General features: G+C 65.2%; 20 protein-coding genes. 19 read left to right on the forward strand and 1 reads right to left on the reverse strand.

The genetic code is table 11. The features are described from left to right. Positions 1-38 precede the first annotated feature (38 nt). From EN851_RS07760 to EN851_RS36220, 16 genes are all read left to right on the forward strand, one after another. The gene (locus tag EN851_RS07760; protein ID WP_135928899.1) at positions 39-524 is read left to right on the forward strand and encodes a hypothetical protein; all 486 of its coding nucleotides are present in this window, start codon (positions 39-41) and stop codon (positions 522-524) included. A 52-nt stretch (positions 525-576) separates the two neighbouring features. Continuing rightward, entirely contained in the window at positions 577-954 is a 378-nt protein-coding gene (locus EN851_RS07765; protein ID WP_135928900.1) for a head decoration protein, read from the forward strand. 73 nt (positions 955-1027) lie between these two features. Next, the gene (locus EN851_RS07770; protein ID WP_135928901.1) at positions 1028-2050 is read left to right on the forward strand and encodes a major capsid protein; all 1023 of its coding nucleotides are present in this window, start codon (positions 1028-1030) and stop codon (positions 2048-2050) included. A gap of 9 nt (positions 2051-2059) precedes the next feature. Next, positions 2060-2662 (forward strand): hypothetical protein, encoded by a 603-nt coding sequence (locus EN851_RS07775; RefSeq protein WP_135928902.1) that lies wholly within the window; start codon positions 2060-2062, stop codon positions 2660-2662. Next, a complete protein-coding gene (locus EN851_RS07780; RefSeq protein WP_210234922.1) occupies positions 2659-3369 on the forward strand; it encodes a hypothetical protein in 711 nt (236 codons plus the stop codon). Before EN851_RS07775 ends, EN851_RS07780 begins: the two co-directional genes overlap by 4 nt. 223 nt (positions 3370-3592) lie before the next feature. After that, positions 3593-4510: a glycosyltransferase family 9 protein gene (locus tag EN851_RS07785; protein ID WP_189521781.1), complete on the forward strand. Its 918-nt coding sequence runs from the start codon at positions 3593-3595 to the stop codon at positions 4508-4510. Next, positions 4511-5095, forward strand: a complete 585-nt coding sequence (locus EN851_RS07790) for a class I SAM-dependent methyltransferase (RefSeq protein ID WP_135928905.1) — start codon at positions 4511-4513, stop codon at positions 5093-5095. 2 nt (positions 5096-5097) lie between these two features. Next, entirely contained in the window at positions 5098-5658 is a 561-nt protein-coding gene (locus EN851_RS07795; RefSeq protein ID WP_135928906.1) for a class I SAM-dependent methyltransferase, read from the forward strand. Next, positions 5646-6293 (forward strand): hypothetical protein, encoded by a 648-nt coding sequence (locus tag EN851_RS07800; RefSeq protein WP_135928907.1) that lies wholly within the window; start codon positions 5646-5648, stop codon positions 6291-6293. Before EN851_RS07795 ends, EN851_RS07800 begins: the two co-directional genes overlap by 13 nt. Beyond that, positions 6290-6667: a hypothetical protein gene (locus tag EN851_RS07805; protein WP_135928908.1), complete on the forward strand. Its 378-nt coding sequence runs from the start codon at positions 6290-6292 to the stop codon at positions 6665-6667. Before EN851_RS07800 ends, EN851_RS07805 begins: the two co-directional genes overlap by 4 nt. A gap of 79 nt (positions 6668-6746) precedes the next feature. Continuing rightward, entirely contained in the window at positions 6747-7550 is an 804-nt protein-coding gene (locus tag EN851_RS07810; protein ID WP_135928909.1) for a hypothetical protein, read from the forward strand. Between the two features lie 108 nt (positions 7551-7658). After that, the gene (locus EN851_RS07815; protein ID WP_135928910.1) at positions 7659-8006 is read left to right on the forward strand and encodes a hypothetical protein; all 348 of its coding nucleotides are present in this window, start codon (positions 7659-7661) and stop codon (positions 8004-8006) included. After that, positions 8006-8473, forward strand: coding sequence for a hypothetical protein (locus EN851_RS07820; RefSeq protein WP_135928911.1), 468 nt, complete (start codon positions 8006-8008; stop codon positions 8471-8473). Before EN851_RS07815 ends, EN851_RS07820 begins: the two co-directional genes overlap by 1 nt. Before the next feature lie 46 nt (positions 8474-8519). After that, the gene (locus EN851_RS07825; RefSeq protein ID WP_135928912.1) at positions 8520-9050 is read left to right on the forward strand and encodes a hypothetical protein; all 531 of its coding nucleotides are present in this window, start codon (positions 8520-8522) and stop codon (positions 9048-9050) included. A gap of 5 nt (positions 9051-9055) precedes the next feature. Further along, positions 9056-9469 (forward strand): hypothetical protein, encoded by a 414-nt coding sequence (locus tag EN851_RS07830; RefSeq protein WP_135928913.1) that lies wholly within the window; start codon positions 9056-9058, stop codon positions 9467-9469. A 50-nt stretch (positions 9470-9519) separates the two neighbouring features. Then, a complete protein-coding gene (locus tag EN851_RS36220; protein ID WP_189521783.1) occupies positions 9520-9678 on the forward strand; it encodes a hypothetical protein in 159 nt (52 codons plus the stop codon). Here EN851_RS36220 and EN851_RS07835 read toward each other — a convergent pair. Then, on the reverse strand, positions 9659-10024 hold the full coding sequence (locus EN851_RS07835; RefSeq protein WP_135928914.1) for a hypothetical protein: 366 nt from the start codon (positions 10022-10024) through the stop codon (positions 9659-9661). The genes EN851_RS36220 and EN851_RS07835 overlap by 20 nt on opposite strands. Before the next feature lie 48 nt (positions 10025-10072). On the opposite strand from EN851_RS07835, the gene EN851_RS07840 reads away from it, so the two are divergent. The 3 genes from EN851_RS07840 to EN851_RS07850 are packed head-to-tail and all read left to right on the forward strand — an operon-like array spanning position 10073 to position 13772. After that, entirely contained in the window at positions 10073-10723 is a 651-nt protein-coding gene (locus EN851_RS07840; RefSeq protein ID WP_135928915.1) for a DUF6441 family protein, read from the forward strand. Beyond that, positions 10723-13320 carry a phage tail tape measure protein gene (locus tag EN851_RS07845; protein ID WP_135928916.1) on the forward strand — a complete coding sequence of 866 codons (2598 nt, stop codon included), beginning with the start codon at positions 10723-10725 and terminating at the stop codon, positions 13318-13320. The genes EN851_RS07840 and EN851_RS07845 overlap by 1 nt, the downstream gene beginning before the upstream one ends. Then, positions 13320-13772, forward strand: coding sequence for a hypothetical protein (locus tag EN851_RS07850; protein ID WP_135928917.1), 453 nt, complete (start codon positions 13320-13322; stop codon positions 13770-13772). The genes EN851_RS07845 and EN851_RS07850 overlap by 1 nt, the downstream gene beginning before the upstream one ends.

A 13772-nucleotide genomic window follows, 5' to 3' on the forward strand; every position in this document is an offset into this window, starting at 1 on the left:
CGAACGTATCGATTCCCGGAAAATCATGGAGAACCATCATGCAGAAAGTGCTTATGGCGCTTCTCGACAAGAGGCGCGCGCTGAAGACCGAGGCCGACGCGATCAATGCCGCGATCGACAAGGCCGATGGCGAGATCACCTCCGAGCAGGAAAGCCGGCTGAAGGCGATGCAGGAGGAAGGCACCAAAGTGTCGGCCGACCTGGACGCCTTCGCCGCCACGCTGCCGGAAGACGCGGACAAGGTGCGGACGGATGCGGTCGCTGCGGCTGTCGCGGCTACCTGGAGGGAAGCCCGCGACCTCCATTCCAACATCGCCGCCACCTGCCACATCGGCAACCAGTCGGCCAAGGCTTCCGCCTTCATCAAGGACGGCAAGTCGCTGGCCGAAGTCCAGGAGGCGGTCGGCGATGCCAAGGCAAAAGGCTCCGGCAGCGAACTTTCGAATAAGGGCAGCGGCTCGAACGCCGACGGCCCGACCTGGGACAAGGCCATCGCCCGGCAGAACGCCCGGCTGCCTTCCTGACGGGCCATAGCGGCGCCGTCACCTCTCCAACGGATCACAAGGATCAACTCCCATGACCAGCAGCTTCACTGAAGTCTACCACACCGCTGCCTTCATCCTTTCGGAGGCAAACGGCCACCGCTCGCGCGCGTCCGGCACCGTCGCCTCGGGACAGACGCTCGCGGCCGGCGAAGTCGTCCAGCTTTCCGCCGGCAAGCTCATCGCCGCCAACGGCGCGCTCAACACCGCCGGCGACGTCGTCACCGCCGTCGAGGGCATCGTGCTCGCCGCCGTCGATGCGTCCGCCGCCGACGTCGACAACGTCGCCTATATCGCCCGCGACGCCGAGGTGAACGACAACCTCATCACCTATCCGACCGAGACCACGCTCGGCGGAGAGAAGGCGGCGACCGTCGAGAGCCTCGCGGCGCTCGGCATCATCGTCCGCTGACGCGGGCAACTTCACCTGATCCCTCCCTCCCGGCCCGTCGGCCCGACGCGCCCTTCCAAAGGAAACCATCGCAATGCTTGACATCTTCGCAAGCGACGCCTTCAGCCTGGTCGGGCTGACCGACGCCATCAACAAAATCAAGTTCGTCCCCGGCTATATCGGCCAGCAGGGCTGGTTCAACTCCACCGCGATCTCGACCACCTCGGTGGCGATCGAGGAGAAGAACGGCATCCTGTCGCTGATCGCACCGACCGGCCGTGGCGCGCCCGGCACCACGCTGGACAAGTCGAAGCGCACGCTGCGCACGATCGCGGTCCCGCATTTCGAGATCAACGATTCGGTCATGGCCGAGGAGGTGCAGGGCATCCGCGCCTTCGGCCAGGAGAACGTCACCGAGACAGTCATGGGCAAGGTCGCCGAGCGGCTGTCCATCCACGCCGATTCGATGTCGGCGACCGAAGAGTTCGCCCGCGTCGGCGCGGTCAAGGGCGTCGTCACCTATGCCGACGGCACGACCCTCGATCTGTTCTCGACCTTCGGCGTCTCCCAGGCGGCGGAGGTCAATTTCGACCTCACCAATGCCAATCCGGTCGCAGGCGCGCTGCGCAAGAAGTGCGCCGGCGTCGTGCGCAGCATCGCCAACAGCCTCGACGGCGTGCCGTTTCTCGGCGTCATGGCGCTCTGCGACGATTCCTTCTTCGACGATCTCATCGCCCATCCGGAAGTCGTCGATTCCTACAAGAACACGTCGATGGCCAACGTGCTGCGCGACGGCTACGTGCTCACCAATGGCCAGAAAATCTACGGCGCCTTCGAGTTCGGCGGCATCATCTGGGTCAACTATCGCGGCCAGATCGGCTCGACGCCGTTCATTGCCACCGACAAGTGCCACATCTTCCCGATCGGCGTGCCCGGCTTCTTCCGCACCTACTATGCGCCGGCCGATTACAACGAGACGGTCAATACGATGGGCCAGCGTCTCTACACCAAGCAGTACGAGATGCCGAACGGCAAGGGCTGGAGCCTCGACACGCAGATGAACGCGCTGCAGATCTGCACGCGTCCGACCGCGCTGATCAAGGGCAAGTCCGCCTAGTCAGCATCCATGTGGACTGCCGAGAAAATCTGGCCCGGCGAGACGGTGTTTGTCCTCGCCGCCGGGCCTTCCACCCGGGCGCTCGACCTGTCGCGGCTTGCGGGGCGCCGGGTCATCGCGGTCAAGTCGGCGTGGAAGGAATATCCCGCCGCCGACGTGCTGTTCTTCGCCGACGGGCGCTGGTGGCGCGAGAAGCAGTTGCGGCCCTCGGCCGAAGAGTTCGCCGGGCTGATCGTGACGTCGGCCAAGGAGATCGGCGATCCGCGCGTGAAGGTGATCGGCCGCACGGTCAATGCCAAGCAAGGCTTTGCGACGCGGCCCGACCAGGTGACGCTGGAGCGCTCCTCGACCACCGGCGCGATCAACCTTGCCATGCATTTCGGCGCCGCGCGCATCGTGCTGCTCGGCGTCGACGCCAAGCCGGCACAGGACGGCCGCCGCCACAATCACGGGCTGAGATGGCCGTGGCCGCCATCGAAGAGCTGCTGGGCCGACCAGGTCAGGGAATTCGCCATGGTGGCGCCGTCGGCCCATGGCGTCGAGATCGTCAACGCCAATCCCGACAGCGCGGTGACCTGCTGGCCGCGCAAGACGTTCGAGGAGTGTTTGTGAACAAGCAATCGATCTGGATCGGCTTCGATCCGCGCGAGGCGGACGCCTTCGCCGTCTGCCGGCATTCGATCCACCGGTATCTGATCGCGCCGGTTCCGGTGCGCGGCGTGGTGCTTTCGCAGGTGCGGGCGCGCGGCCTCTACACCCGGCCGACCAGCCGGCGCGAGGGGCGGCTGTGGGACGACATCTCGGGCGCGCCGATGGCGACCGAATTCGCCTGCTCGCGCTTCCTGGTGCCGCATCTGGCCGGCTCCGGCTGGGCGCTGTTCATGGACGGCGACATGCTGGCGCGCACCGACCTGCAGCGCCTGTTCGCGCTGGCCGACCCCGACAAGGCGGTCATGGTGGTCAAGCACGACCACCGGCCGCGCGAGACGGTGAAGATGGACGGCCAGGCGCAGACGCTCTATGCGCGAAAAAACTGGTCGAGCGTCATGCTGTTCAATTGCGACCATCCGGCCAACGCCGCGTTGACGCCGGAGCTGGTCAACACACTGCCCGGTCGCGACCTGCACCGCTTCTGCTGGCTCGACGATGCTGAGATCGGCGCCCTCGACCCGCAATGGAATTTCCTCGTCGGCCATTCCGATCCGGAGATCGACCCGGCCATCGTGCATTTCACCGACGGCACGCCGGCGATGGCCGGCTACGAGGACTGCGCCTATGCCGACGAATGGCGGGCGGAACTGGAGAGGTGGGCGGCGTGACGCTGATGGGGTGCTTGCAGCATCAACCGATGCATCGCTTTGGCAAAGGCTGGGTCTGCGGTCGCTGCGGCGTGCCGGTTTCTCCATCTTCGCTGGGCTGGCCATCGCTTGGGCAGCGGCTGATGGGAATAGACCCCTCACCAAGCGCGGCCGGCGGTTCGCCTTCGGCTCACCGGGCCTTGCTATCCTCTCCCCCAAGGGGCGAGGAAGAAGGTGCTGCCTGATGGGCTATGGCGACCAGCTGATGGGCTCCGGCCTGGCGCGTGGCGCGGCGGCGCGGGGTAAGCGCGTGGCGCTGGGCGATGGCCGGCGCATCCTGTGGGAGCCGGCGAGCTTCGAAATCTATCGCGGCAACCCGAACCTCGCCGCGCCCGGCAGCGAGGGCGCCGCCGATCTCGAATGGGTGCCCTTCTACAAGGGCCACCGGCAATACAACAAGCGCCTCGCCGGCCGCTGGAAGTGGAACCTTTCGTTCCGCGCCGTGCCGGGCGAGGTCTTCTTCGACGCGGCCGAGCGCGCCGCCGGCGCCCGCTTCGGCGCCGGCTTCGTCGTCATCGAGCCGCAGAGCGCGCAATGGAAGCCGGTGGCGCCCAACAAGGATTGGGGCGTCGCCCGCTACCAGGCGGTGGCCGACCGGCTTGGAGAAAAAGGCTTTCGCGTCGTGCAGTTCCGCAGCCGGCAGAACGCGGTGGCGCTCACCGGCGTCGAGCAACTCGACACCGCCTCGTTTCGCGATGCGCTGGCCGTGCTTGGCCATGCGCGGCTCTATATCGGCGGCGAAGGCGGCCTGCACCATGGCGCGGCGGCCGTCGGCATTCCCGCCGTGGTGCTGTTCGGCGGCTTCGTGCCGCCATCGGTGACCGGCTACGCCGGCCACGCCAACCTGACCGGCGGCGCGCAGGCCTGTGGCTCGCTCACCGCCTGCCCGCACTGCCGCCGGGCGATGGCGGCGATTTCTGTCGATGACGTGTCCGGTGCGGCGCAGAAGCTGCTGATCTCCCCCCAAGTGGGGGAGATGCCCGGCAGGGCAGAGAGGGGCGCTGTCCCGCCAACGTCTCATTCCTTCACGCCCCCCTCTGTCGGCTGCGCCGACATCTCCCCCACAAGGGGGGAGATCATCCCCGCCGCTGGAGCTTTATAAATGGACAAGCATTCTCCTGCCGGCGCCGAATACAGCGTGCAGCGCCGCGTCGCCGGCAATCACGACATGCGGCTCGACGGCATCAGCGACCTGGTGCTGCGCGCCCGCAACCGCTCGGTGTTCGACATCGGCTGCAACCGCGGCATGGTCGGCTATGAATTCGCCGCCAACGGCGCCAGCCTGGTGCATGGCTGCGACATCTACGAGCCGGGCATCGCGGCCGCGCGCGAAATCTTCGCCGACCTGCGTGCGGTCGACAGCCGCTTCGAGGTGGTCGACCTCACCGGCGGCGCGGCGGCGCTAAAACCGTTCGGTGCGAAAAAGTATGATTTCGTGCTCTGCCTCGCCACCTATCACAAGCTGAAGCGCATCATGCCGGCGGACGAGCTGACCGCGCTGATGCAACATTTCGGCAAGATGGCCAAGGGCTATTTCGCCTGGCGCGGCACATCCGACAAGCCGGATGAAAACGAGCAGGAGATGGCGGCGCTAGACCGCGACCTCGGCGCGATCGGTGTGAAGCGCATCCACACCTCCTATATCTCCGCCGAATTGGGCGTTGCCGCCATCTGGGCGAGGGCCTGAACATGACAATGCTCCAGGTCGAGGCCGAGATCGACGCGCTGGCGGACCTGTTCGCCGCCGAGGGCGTGCGCTCCTTCCTCGAGATCGGCTCGAAGTTCGGCGGCTCGCTTGCCCGCATCGCCACCCGCCTGCCGGCGGGCGCTCGTATCGTCGCGGTCGACATGCCCGCCGGCACGGTGGCCTGGCCGCAGAGCGAGGCCGAGCTGAAGGCGACGATAGCGCGGCTGCGCTTGCAGGGTTTCGACGCGCATCTGGTGTGGGGCGATTCGACGGCTCAAGGTGTCGTCGACCAGGTGCGGTCGCTCGGTCCCTTCGACGCCGTCTTCATCGACGCCAACCACACGCTGCCCTTCGTCGAGAAAGACTGGGCCAATTACGGGCCGATATGCCGCATGGTCGCCTTCCACGACATCGCCTGGCAGCGCGCGCCGGAGTGGAAGGAAGGCAAGCGCATCGACGTCCCGGTGTTCTGGGAGCGCATCAAGCAGAGCCACTGCCACGCGGAATTCAAATTCTGCCCTACGGCCAAGAACAACGGCATCGGTGTGCTATGGCGCGCCTGATCGTCTGCACCTGGCTGTGGGGCGAGAAGTACAGCCGCGACTATGTTCGGAAGCTCGAGGCGGGCATCGCTCGCCACTACGGCCAGGATTTCAATTTCCTGTGCGCCAGCCCGCCGGCGGAGGATCGGCACCTGACCGAGGTGAATGGCTGCTTTGCCCGGCTGCGTACCTTCGATCCTGCATGGCAGGCGCAGAACGGCATCGAGCCAGGCGACCGCATCGTCGTTATCGACCTCGACACCGTCATCACCGGGCCGCTCGACGATCTGTTCGACCGTGGGGGCGAGCCCTTCACCATCCTGCAGGGCGTCAACGCGGTCAATCCGTGCCCGTTCAACGGATCGCTGTGGATGCTGGAGGCCGGCTACCGGCCCGACGTCTGGCATGAATTCTCGATCGAGCTGGCGGCGAAGGTGCCGTTCCACGAATTCCCCGACGACCAGGCCTGGCTGGCCGACATGATCCCCGACGCCGCCGCCTTCGGGCCAGAGGATGGCGTCTACGCCTTCCAGAAGCGCGGCTGGCCCAAGGGCGAGGCGCTGCCGGGGAACGCCCGCGTGGTGGCGTTCCCGGGCTGGCGCGACCCGAGCCAATATGTGCGGCTGGACTGGGTGGCGGAGCACTGGCGGACATGACTCCTGTAAAACAGTCAAAGCTCTACTTGTCTGACGGGATCCACAACGGCAACTGCTATGCGGCATGCATCGCTTCGCTGCTCGACCTGCCTCTGTGGATGGTGCCGCCATGGGAAGACATGTTCGGTCGCGGCGCCTGGTACCAGCGAACAGACGAGTGGCTGAAGCTGGTCTTCCGAAAGACCATCGTGAGGATGAACGGTCACGAGGTCGGCGAGATGCCGGAGTTCTATATCGCCAACGGCCTTAGCCCGCGCGGCGTTTACCACTCCGTGATCTTCAGCGGCGGCAAGCTCGTCCACGATCCGCATCCGAGCGATGCCGGCATCGCCGAGGTCGAGTGGACATGGCATTTCGCGAGCGTCGATGCCTGATTGCAATAGTCGGCGCGCGGCCCCCCTCTCTGCCCTGCCGGGCATCTCCCCCTCAAGGGGGGAGATTAGCGCTTCATCGGTGGCCTTGTTCATTCCGGGGCACCTGAAGAAGTTCAAGCTGGCGCTGTTCGAGCGCATCGGCGCGACTATCCGGGCAGCCGGCGGCCAGGTCATCAAGGGCGATTTTGGCGCGCTTGCCGCCCTGCCCGCCTCCATCGTGCCGATCGTCGGCTGCACGCCGGAGCTCGCCCCCTTGATCGAGGGCTGGAAGGCATCGGGCCGTCGCTGGATCTATTGGGATCGGGGCTATGCGCGCCGGGTGTTCGCCACCGACCTGCCGGTCGGCGCCAATGGCGGCTTCTACCGCTGGCACGTCGGGTCGTTCCAGATGCGGGCTGTCCGGCCCGTGCTCGACGACCGGTGGAGGGCACTGGAGGTCGACGTCTGGCCATGGCAGCGCAGCGGCCGCCACATCGTCGTCGCCGAGCCGAGCGAGACCTATCAGCGTTTTCACGGCATCGAGGGCTGGACGATGCGAACCGTCAAGCGGCTCAACGAACTGACCGACCGGCCGCTCTCGATCCGCAACAAGGAAATGCAGCGCCAAGTCGCTGGTCAAGGTGGGCGCAAGCTGCACGAGGATCTGAAGGGCGCGCACTGCCTGGTCACCCATGGCTCGAACGCCGCGGTCGAGGCGGCGATCATGGGCTGTCCGGTCTTCGTTCACCAGGACAGCGCCGCGTCGCTGGTCGGCCGCTGCGACCTGGCCAGGATCGAGGAACCGCTCTATCCGGACCGCCAGCCCTGGCTGAACGCGCTGGCCTATTCCCAGTTCGACGAGCGCGAGCTGGTCGACGGAACGCTATGGAGGCTTCTGGCTTGATTGCCTCACGCCGCGCACCGGCTGCAACGCAGCCTGCGGCTCCGGCGGGGCGCGCCATCGGGCGCGGCGCCCGGTCGGGCTTGCGGCCTTTGGCCGGAAAGGAAGCCCATGGGGCTGGTTGATTTCGGAACGCTGCTCTTCGACCCGAACTATACGGTGTTCGGCGAGACCGCCGTGCTGACGCTCGATGATACGGCCGGTACCACGGCAGACCTGACGGCGATCGATGAGACCGCTGGCGTCGAGGTGCTGGAAGGTCCGCAGGTCTCGACCATCCGCCCCTGCGCCACAGTGCGCACGTCGGAACTCGCCGAAAAGGGCATCGCCGTTGCCGACCTACCGGGCGCCGGGCTGGCGCTCAACGGCAAAGCGTGGACTGTCTATTCGCATCAATATCTGCCTTCGCCGAAGGGCGAAGCGGTGGCCGAAGTGCGGCTGCTGCTCGAGGAGGCGTGATGACCGTGTATGAGGACAGGCGCGAGGCGATCCTGGTCCGCCTTTACGACCTCATGCAGACGGTCGATCCCAGCTTCGATCCGAAGCGCAATGTCAGCGAGCTCTCCGACACGGCGCGCTATGTCGTGCTGCTCGACGGGGCCGAGCATGGCGTCGGCACGATTCCCGGCCGACGCAGCGCCAATGAGCCGCCGCCACAACTGATCGAGATGACGCCGGAAGTTCAGTTCCGCATGGCGACCAAGGTCAAGGACGCGACCAATGTCGGCACAACCCTGAACTTTTTGCGCAGCCAGCTGATCGGCATCGTGCTCACCGACCCTGCCTTGCTGGCCCTGACGGCCAGGAGTCAGGCGGCCCACTACGAGGGCGCGCAGCCGGCGACCGCCCAAGGCCGTTCGACCGAAGGCGGCATCGGCGTTGCCTTCACCTTCACCTATCTGCTGCGGCCAGGCCGCGAAGCCTGAGTTTATCAACCGCCCGGTGACGGGCAATTCACCGAAAGGAAGGTCCATGACCGACTCTCCCAGCACCGACAATTATTTCCAGGGCACTGGCTATGCCTTGTGGACGCCCGAAGCCGGCGCCCAGCGCGATCTCGGCAACATTGTCGAGTGCGAACTGACGCCCTCGCAGGACAAGCTCGAGCACAAGAAGACGCGCGGCGGATCGAAGAAAACCGACTTCACCCAGTACAACAACCAGGCCATGCAGATCCGCATCGTGCTCGACGAGATCACAGCCGAGAATCTCGGCCTGTTGTTGATGTCCGATGATCCGGTCGACAACACCGACGGCTCGAAGACCATCCGGCTGATGAACAAGAGCGTGATCAAGGGCGCGCTGGAATTCATCGGCGACAACAGCCAGGGCCAGAAGGTGCATGGCGTGTTCCCGTCGGTCTCGTTCGGCCCGACCGGCAGCTTCTCGCCGATCGAGGATGCCGATTTCGGCCAGATCGAGATCACCGGCGACCTGCTCGCCACCACCTACACCGATGGCTCGTCCGATTTCGGCACGATGACCGTCACGCCGCAGGCCTGACGCGCATGGTCGGTCTTCTGGACATTGCGCCGCTGACGGAGAAGGTCACTGTCAGCGGCAAGCAGATAGAGGTGTTCGGCGTCTCCGCTGTCGGCATCGCTTCACTGATCACCGAGTTTCCGGAAATCAAGAAGCTGATGTCGGGGAAGGAAGTCGATGTTTCGAGCCTGCTCGCCATGAGCGGGTCCGCCATTGCGGCAATCATCGCCGCCGGCGTCGGCCATCCCGGGGAGGAAGCCTACCAGGCAGCCGCGGCCCGGCTCCCGCTGGAGGCGCAGACTGACATTCTCGGCGCCATCATCAAGGTCACGCTCCCAAACGGAATCGGCCCCTTCTTCGAAAAACTGACAGCGCTGCTGGCGGTCAAGGACGGGGCCGGAGCATTGGCAAAGGCGCCGGCTACGAAATCGCGGAAGTAATCACCCGCCTCAAGCGTCGCCACGGATACGAGTGGGATATCCTCTGGGCAATGACCCCGAGGCAGTTGCTCGGGGTGCTGCGGTTCGCCGAGGCCGACGCGAAACGGGAGATGGGCGAAAACCTTGCCCTGCAGGCAACCGCTGCCAGGGCCGAGGCCAAGGCGATCATGTCCGCGCTGCGGGAGCTCTCTAGTGATCGGCCGGCTTGAAGAAGTCGACGCCACTCAGTTGCGGAGCTCCTGACATCGCCTTGCCGACTGTACCCTCGGCGGCGACGTCACAGCGCTCGTCGGTGAGCACGCTGGTGCAATACTGGAACAGCGGTCTTAGATCATCACGGTCACGCCATGGCGGCATCAGCGTCACGTTGCCGCCGGGCAGATGCAAAAGCATGAATTGATCGCTGGCCGCCACGACGCGACCCTTGGCAATCACCACGTCGCGGCCGATGAGATCCGGCCACAACACCATGAACTCGGTCGGGTCGATCAGTACGCGCTCGCCGGCAACTGCCGGCGTCGCAGCAAGCGCAAGTAATACCCCAATATATCTCATTTGAAGCCCTCCCGCCGCAAATGAAGCACGGAACATAGGCGGTGTCCAATGGCGCGATTCCGCTACCAGAAAAAGGACGGCGAGTTCGCCCAGGCCATGGCGGCGATGAAAGACCCTGTCGCCTTCGCAGGCACGGCCGCGATCACCGAAGCGGGCGACATCGCCAAGCGCGATGGGCGGGCGGACATTGCGGCCGCCGGCTTCTCGAAGCGATGGCAGAATGCGCTTCGCGTGAACGTCTATCCACGGCGGCAATATTCGATCGACGCGGCGGCGCTGATCTTCCATAACATCCGCTACGCAGGCGTGTTCGAGGAAGGCGCCGTCATCTCCGGCAAGCCGCGCCTATGGCTGCCGCTGAAGGACACGCCAAAGCGTGCCGGGCGGCAGAAGATGACGCCGGCGCTGTATGTCAAGACCATCGGCCCGCTGGTGTCGATCGAGAGGCCGGGCAAGCCGCCACTGCTGGCGGGCAGGATTGCCACCAGCCGCCGCAGCAAGCCGGGCCAAGACGGAAGGCACAAAGTCAGCCTAGCCGCACTCAGGCGCGGCGGTGCCGGAGCCCCTTCGACATTGGTGCCGCTGTTCATCGGTATCGACCGCGTCAGCATCAAGGATCGGTTCTCGATCCGGCAAATCACCGAGCGCGCCGCCGCCAGGCTCGGCGAGCTTTATCTCAAGAATTTGCGAGTGTCCTGATGGCCAGCAAGACCATTGTCCAGCGCATTGCCCTTGAAGGCGGCGATGCGATCAAGGACCAGTTGAAGGCCCTCGGCGATGCCGGCGAAAAGGCGTTCAACCAGATCCAGGCCGCAGCGCTCAAGGCCAATTTTGGTCAGTTCAGCGCCAGCCTGAAGACGCTCGGCGGCGACATCGCAACTGTCGGCCGTCGGCTGGCCCTGCTCGGTGCCGGGTTGACCGCAGCCGCCGCTGGCGCTTCTGCCGGCCTGCTGGAACTCGCCAAGTCGGGCGCTGAAGCCGCCGACCAGGCAGGCAAGGCCGCAGAAAAGACCGGTCTGCAGGTCGATGCCTATGGCCGCCTGTCCTTCGCGGCAAAGCAGGCGGATGTCGACAATGACCAGTTCGTCGCCGGCATGTCGCGCCTCAACAAGGCGATCGCCGAAGCGGCGGCCGAGGGCACAAAGGCCGCCGGCACGCTGGCCGACGCACAATCCACCATCGCTCAGGGAGCAGGCTTCACCACCGAGACCTTCAGCGACCTCGGCGTGACAGTTACCCGGTTCGGCGGCGCGGTTAAGAAGGCGGCCGGCCAGGTCAAGCAGAGTGGGAGCGTGTTCAAAGACCTTGGCATCAAGGTCAAGGATTCGCAGGGCAATCTGCGCGCCACGGAAGACATCATCGGCGACCTGGCCGAAGCGTTCTCCAAGATGCCTGACGGGCCGCGCAAAAGCGCGCTGGCCATCGAACTGTTCGGCAAGGCCGGCGTTCAGCTTATTCCGTTCCTCAATCAAGGTCGGGAGGGCATCAAGGAACTCGGCAAGGAAGCCGAACGGCTCGGCATAGTCTTCACCAAGTCGCAAGCCGACGTTGGCGACGCGCTGGGCGACACGCTGGACGAGGTCTCGGCGGCCACCAAGGGTATTCGCGACCAACTGGGCCTGATCTTCGCGCCTGGCGTGACAGCGCTGGCTGCCGGCCTGCGTGACGCCATCGTCGAGAACAAGGATGCTATCCTCGCCTTCGGGCGAGCGCTCAACGCGAAACTCCTCTCCGGCATCCGTGATCTGCTGTTCGCGCTGATCGGCGCCGACAACCGTGTTCGCAATCCGTGGATCCTGATCTGGCGCGATGCCATCGTTGGCTTTGGCCGCGACGTCTTTGCCGTCCTGAACAATGTCGTCCTGCCGCTGTTCAAGGCGGTGCGGGATGCAGCCGGTCTGGTCGCCGATGCCCTGAACAAGGTTTTCGGCACCAAGATCACAGGTGGCCAATTGCTTATTGGCGCGGCGCTGCTGCAGTTGCTCGGCGTCTTCCGGGTCATTGGATCGGCGGCGACCACGCTCATTGCAACATTCCGGCTGTTCGGCTCGGTATTGGCCTTCGTGTTCAGCCGTGGGTTGATCGGGTCGGCAAGCGCCTTCTTCGGCGCGCTCGTCACCGGTGCAACCGAGTTTATCGGCCTGATCGCCGGACTGGTCGGATGGCCGGCGTTGATCATTGCCGGGCTGGTTGTGGCGGCGGCTGCCGTGATCGTCTTCTGGGACCAGATCAAGGCAGCGGCGCAACAGGCCTGGGATTTCCTCGTCTCTGGCGCGCAGCAGGCATGGGCAACCATCTCCACCCTTTTCACATGGGACAACATCATCGCAGCGGCTCAGGCGGCTGGCGCTGCCTTCGTCGATCTCTGGGTGCTGCAGTTCCAGCTTGTCGGCCAAGCCTTCCAGGCCATGGCGGCGCTGTTCACTTGGGACAATGTGATTGCCGCCGCCACTCTGGCTGGCGAGCAATTCGTGTCGCTGTGGCAGTTGCAGATCGACCTCGTGCGCAGTCTCTTCACAAGCCTCGTCGAGGAAGCTCCGGGCCTGTTTGTCGATCTCTGGAGCGCACAGATCGACATCGTCAATTCGGTCTTTTCCAGCGTTTCCGAAATCGTTCTGGCCATCCTTTCGGGCATGGCTTCGCGGGCCGCCCCTCTGGTTGCCTCGCTGTTGCCGGCCTGGGAAAACCTCAAGGTCCGCATTGGTGCGATCTGGGACGTCATCGCCAGCTACGCCGGCAGCGCCATCAGCCGCATTGGCAGTTTCATCGATAGCCTGATCACCCGCATCTCGAACGCGATCAGCCGCTTGAAACAATTGGCTGGACTTGGAGGCGATTCGTCGAGCAGTTCGAGCGGCGGCTCCGGCTTCGCATCGGGCGGCCACGTTACCGGCAAGGGCGGCCCGCGCAGCGACAGCATCCTCGCCTGGCTCTCCAATGGCGAGTTCGTGATCCAGGCCGCAGCCGTGAAGAAGCTTGGCGTCGGCTTCCTGAGCGCGATCAACCAGGGCGTTGTGCCGTCGCTCAAGAGCCTTCGCGGGTTCAAGATCGGCGGCTTCGTCAACAGCATCAATCGGTCTATGGCTATCCCTCGGTTTGCTGGCGGTGGTCATGCCCTGGCAGACCTTGCGCCGTCCGGGATGGCAAGCATGGGCAGCTTCGGCACGCTCAAGCTCGATTTCGGCCTCACCCCTGATGCCGTCTTCGACATGATCACCGACAATTTCACCGCAACCCGCCTGCAGCAATTCGCCCAGAAGCAGGCGACGGCCAGCGCCGGCCGGAGGCCTGGCTGATGATCTCCGCCGACAACCTGACAGAACTGCGCCTCGACCCGATCGGCGTGCCGCCCTACAGCGCGCGCAATATCACGCAGACGCTGGAGCCGATCGACGGTGCCGCGCAGCTTGCCCGCACGGTCAACGGCACTCTGATCGACCTGGCCGACGGCAGCTATCGCAAGTTCAAGTCGAACATCTCCTGCACGGACCAGCAGCAGCCGGCGCTGTCGGGAATCTGGCCGGGCATGGTGCTGACCGTCGATTGCGTGGTCGAGCTTTCCTACCTGACCGCCACCGGCTCGCCGGAACGCGATGTCGCCGGCAACACCGCCGAGCCGGCGACGCGGACGGAAGGCAATTTCACCTTCTACCGGCCGCGCCTGTCCATGCGCGTCGTCGGCTACCGCGCCAGCATGGTGGAATGGGATGGCGACGAGGCGTGGTCGCTTGACCTCGAGGAAGTTTGA

This window comes from Mesorhizobium sp. M8A.F.Ca.ET.208.01.1.1 (assembly GCF_004791315.1).
Lineage (GTDB): Bacteria > Pseudomonadota > Alphaproteobacteria > Rhizobiales > Rhizobiaceae > Mesorhizobium.

Excerpts from the sequence above, each read along its gene's own strand:
- EN851_RS07760 (WP_135928899.1), top strand. The coding sequence starts at position 39 with ATGCAGAAAGTGCTTATGGCGCTTCTCGACAAGAGGCGCGCGCTGAAG.
- EN851_RS07765 (WP_135928900.1), top strand. The coding sequence starts at position 577 with ATGACCAGCAGCTTCACTGAAGTCTACCACACCGCTGCCTTCATCCTT.
- EN851_RS07770 (WP_135928901.1), top strand. The coding sequence starts at position 1,028 with ATGCTTGACATCTTCGCAAGCGACGCCTTCAGCCTGGTCGGGCTGACC.
- EN851_RS07775 (WP_135928902.1), top strand. The coding sequence starts at position 2,060 with ATGTGGACTGCCGAGAAAATCTGGCCCGGCGAGACGGTGTTTGTCCTC.
- EN851_RS07785 (WP_189521781.1), top strand. The coding sequence starts at position 3,593 with ATGGGCTATGGCGACCAGCTGATGGGCTCCGGCCTGGCGCGTGGCGCG.
- EN851_RS07790 (WP_135928905.1), top strand. The coding sequence starts at position 4,511 with ATGGACAAGCATTCTCCTGCCGGCGCCGAATACAGCGTGCAGCGCCGC.
- EN851_RS07795 (WP_135928906.1), top strand. The coding sequence starts at position 5,098 with ATGACAATGCTCCAGGTCGAGGCCGAGATCGACGCGCTGGCGGACCTG.
- EN851_RS07800 (WP_135928907.1), top strand. The coding sequence starts at position 5,646 with ATGGCGCGCCTGATCGTCTGCACCTGGCTGTGGGGCGAGAAGTACAGC.
- EN851_RS07805 (WP_135928908.1), top strand. The coding sequence starts at position 6,290 with ATGACTCCTGTAAAACAGTCAAAGCTCTACTTGTCTGACGGGATCCAC.
- EN851_RS07815 (WP_135928910.1), top strand. The coding sequence starts at position 7,659 with ATGGGGCTGGTTGATTTCGGAACGCTGCTCTTCGACCCGAACTATACG.
- EN851_RS07820 (WP_135928911.1), top strand. The coding sequence starts at position 8,006 with ATGACCGTGTATGAGGACAGGCGCGAGGCGATCCTGGTCCGCCTTTAC.
- EN851_RS07825 (WP_135928912.1), top strand. The coding sequence starts at position 8,520 with ATGACCGACTCTCCCAGCACCGACAATTATTTCCAGGGCACTGGCTAT.
- EN851_RS07830 (WP_135928913.1), top strand. The coding sequence starts at position 9,056 with ATGGTCGGTCTTCTGGACATTGCGCCGCTGACGGAGAAGGTCACTGTC.
- EN851_RS36220 (WP_189521783.1), top strand. The coding sequence starts at position 9,520 with ATGACCCCGAGGCAGTTGCTCGGGGTGCTGCGGTTCGCCGAGGCCGAC.
- EN851_RS07835 (WP_135928914.1), bottom strand. The coding sequence starts at position 10,024 with ATGAGATATATTGGGGTATTACTTGCGCTTGCTGCGACGCCGGCAGTT.
- EN851_RS07840 (WP_135928915.1), top strand. The coding sequence starts at position 10,073 with ATGGCGCGATTCCGCTACCAGAAAAAGGACGGCGAGTTCGCCCAGGCC.
- EN851_RS07845 (WP_135928916.1), top strand. The coding sequence starts at position 10,723 with ATGGCCAGCAAGACCATTGTCCAGCGCATTGCCCTTGAAGGCGGCGAT.
- EN851_RS07850 (WP_135928917.1), top strand. The coding sequence starts at position 13,320 with ATGATCTCCGCCGACAACCTGACAGAACTGCGCCTCGACCCGATCGGC.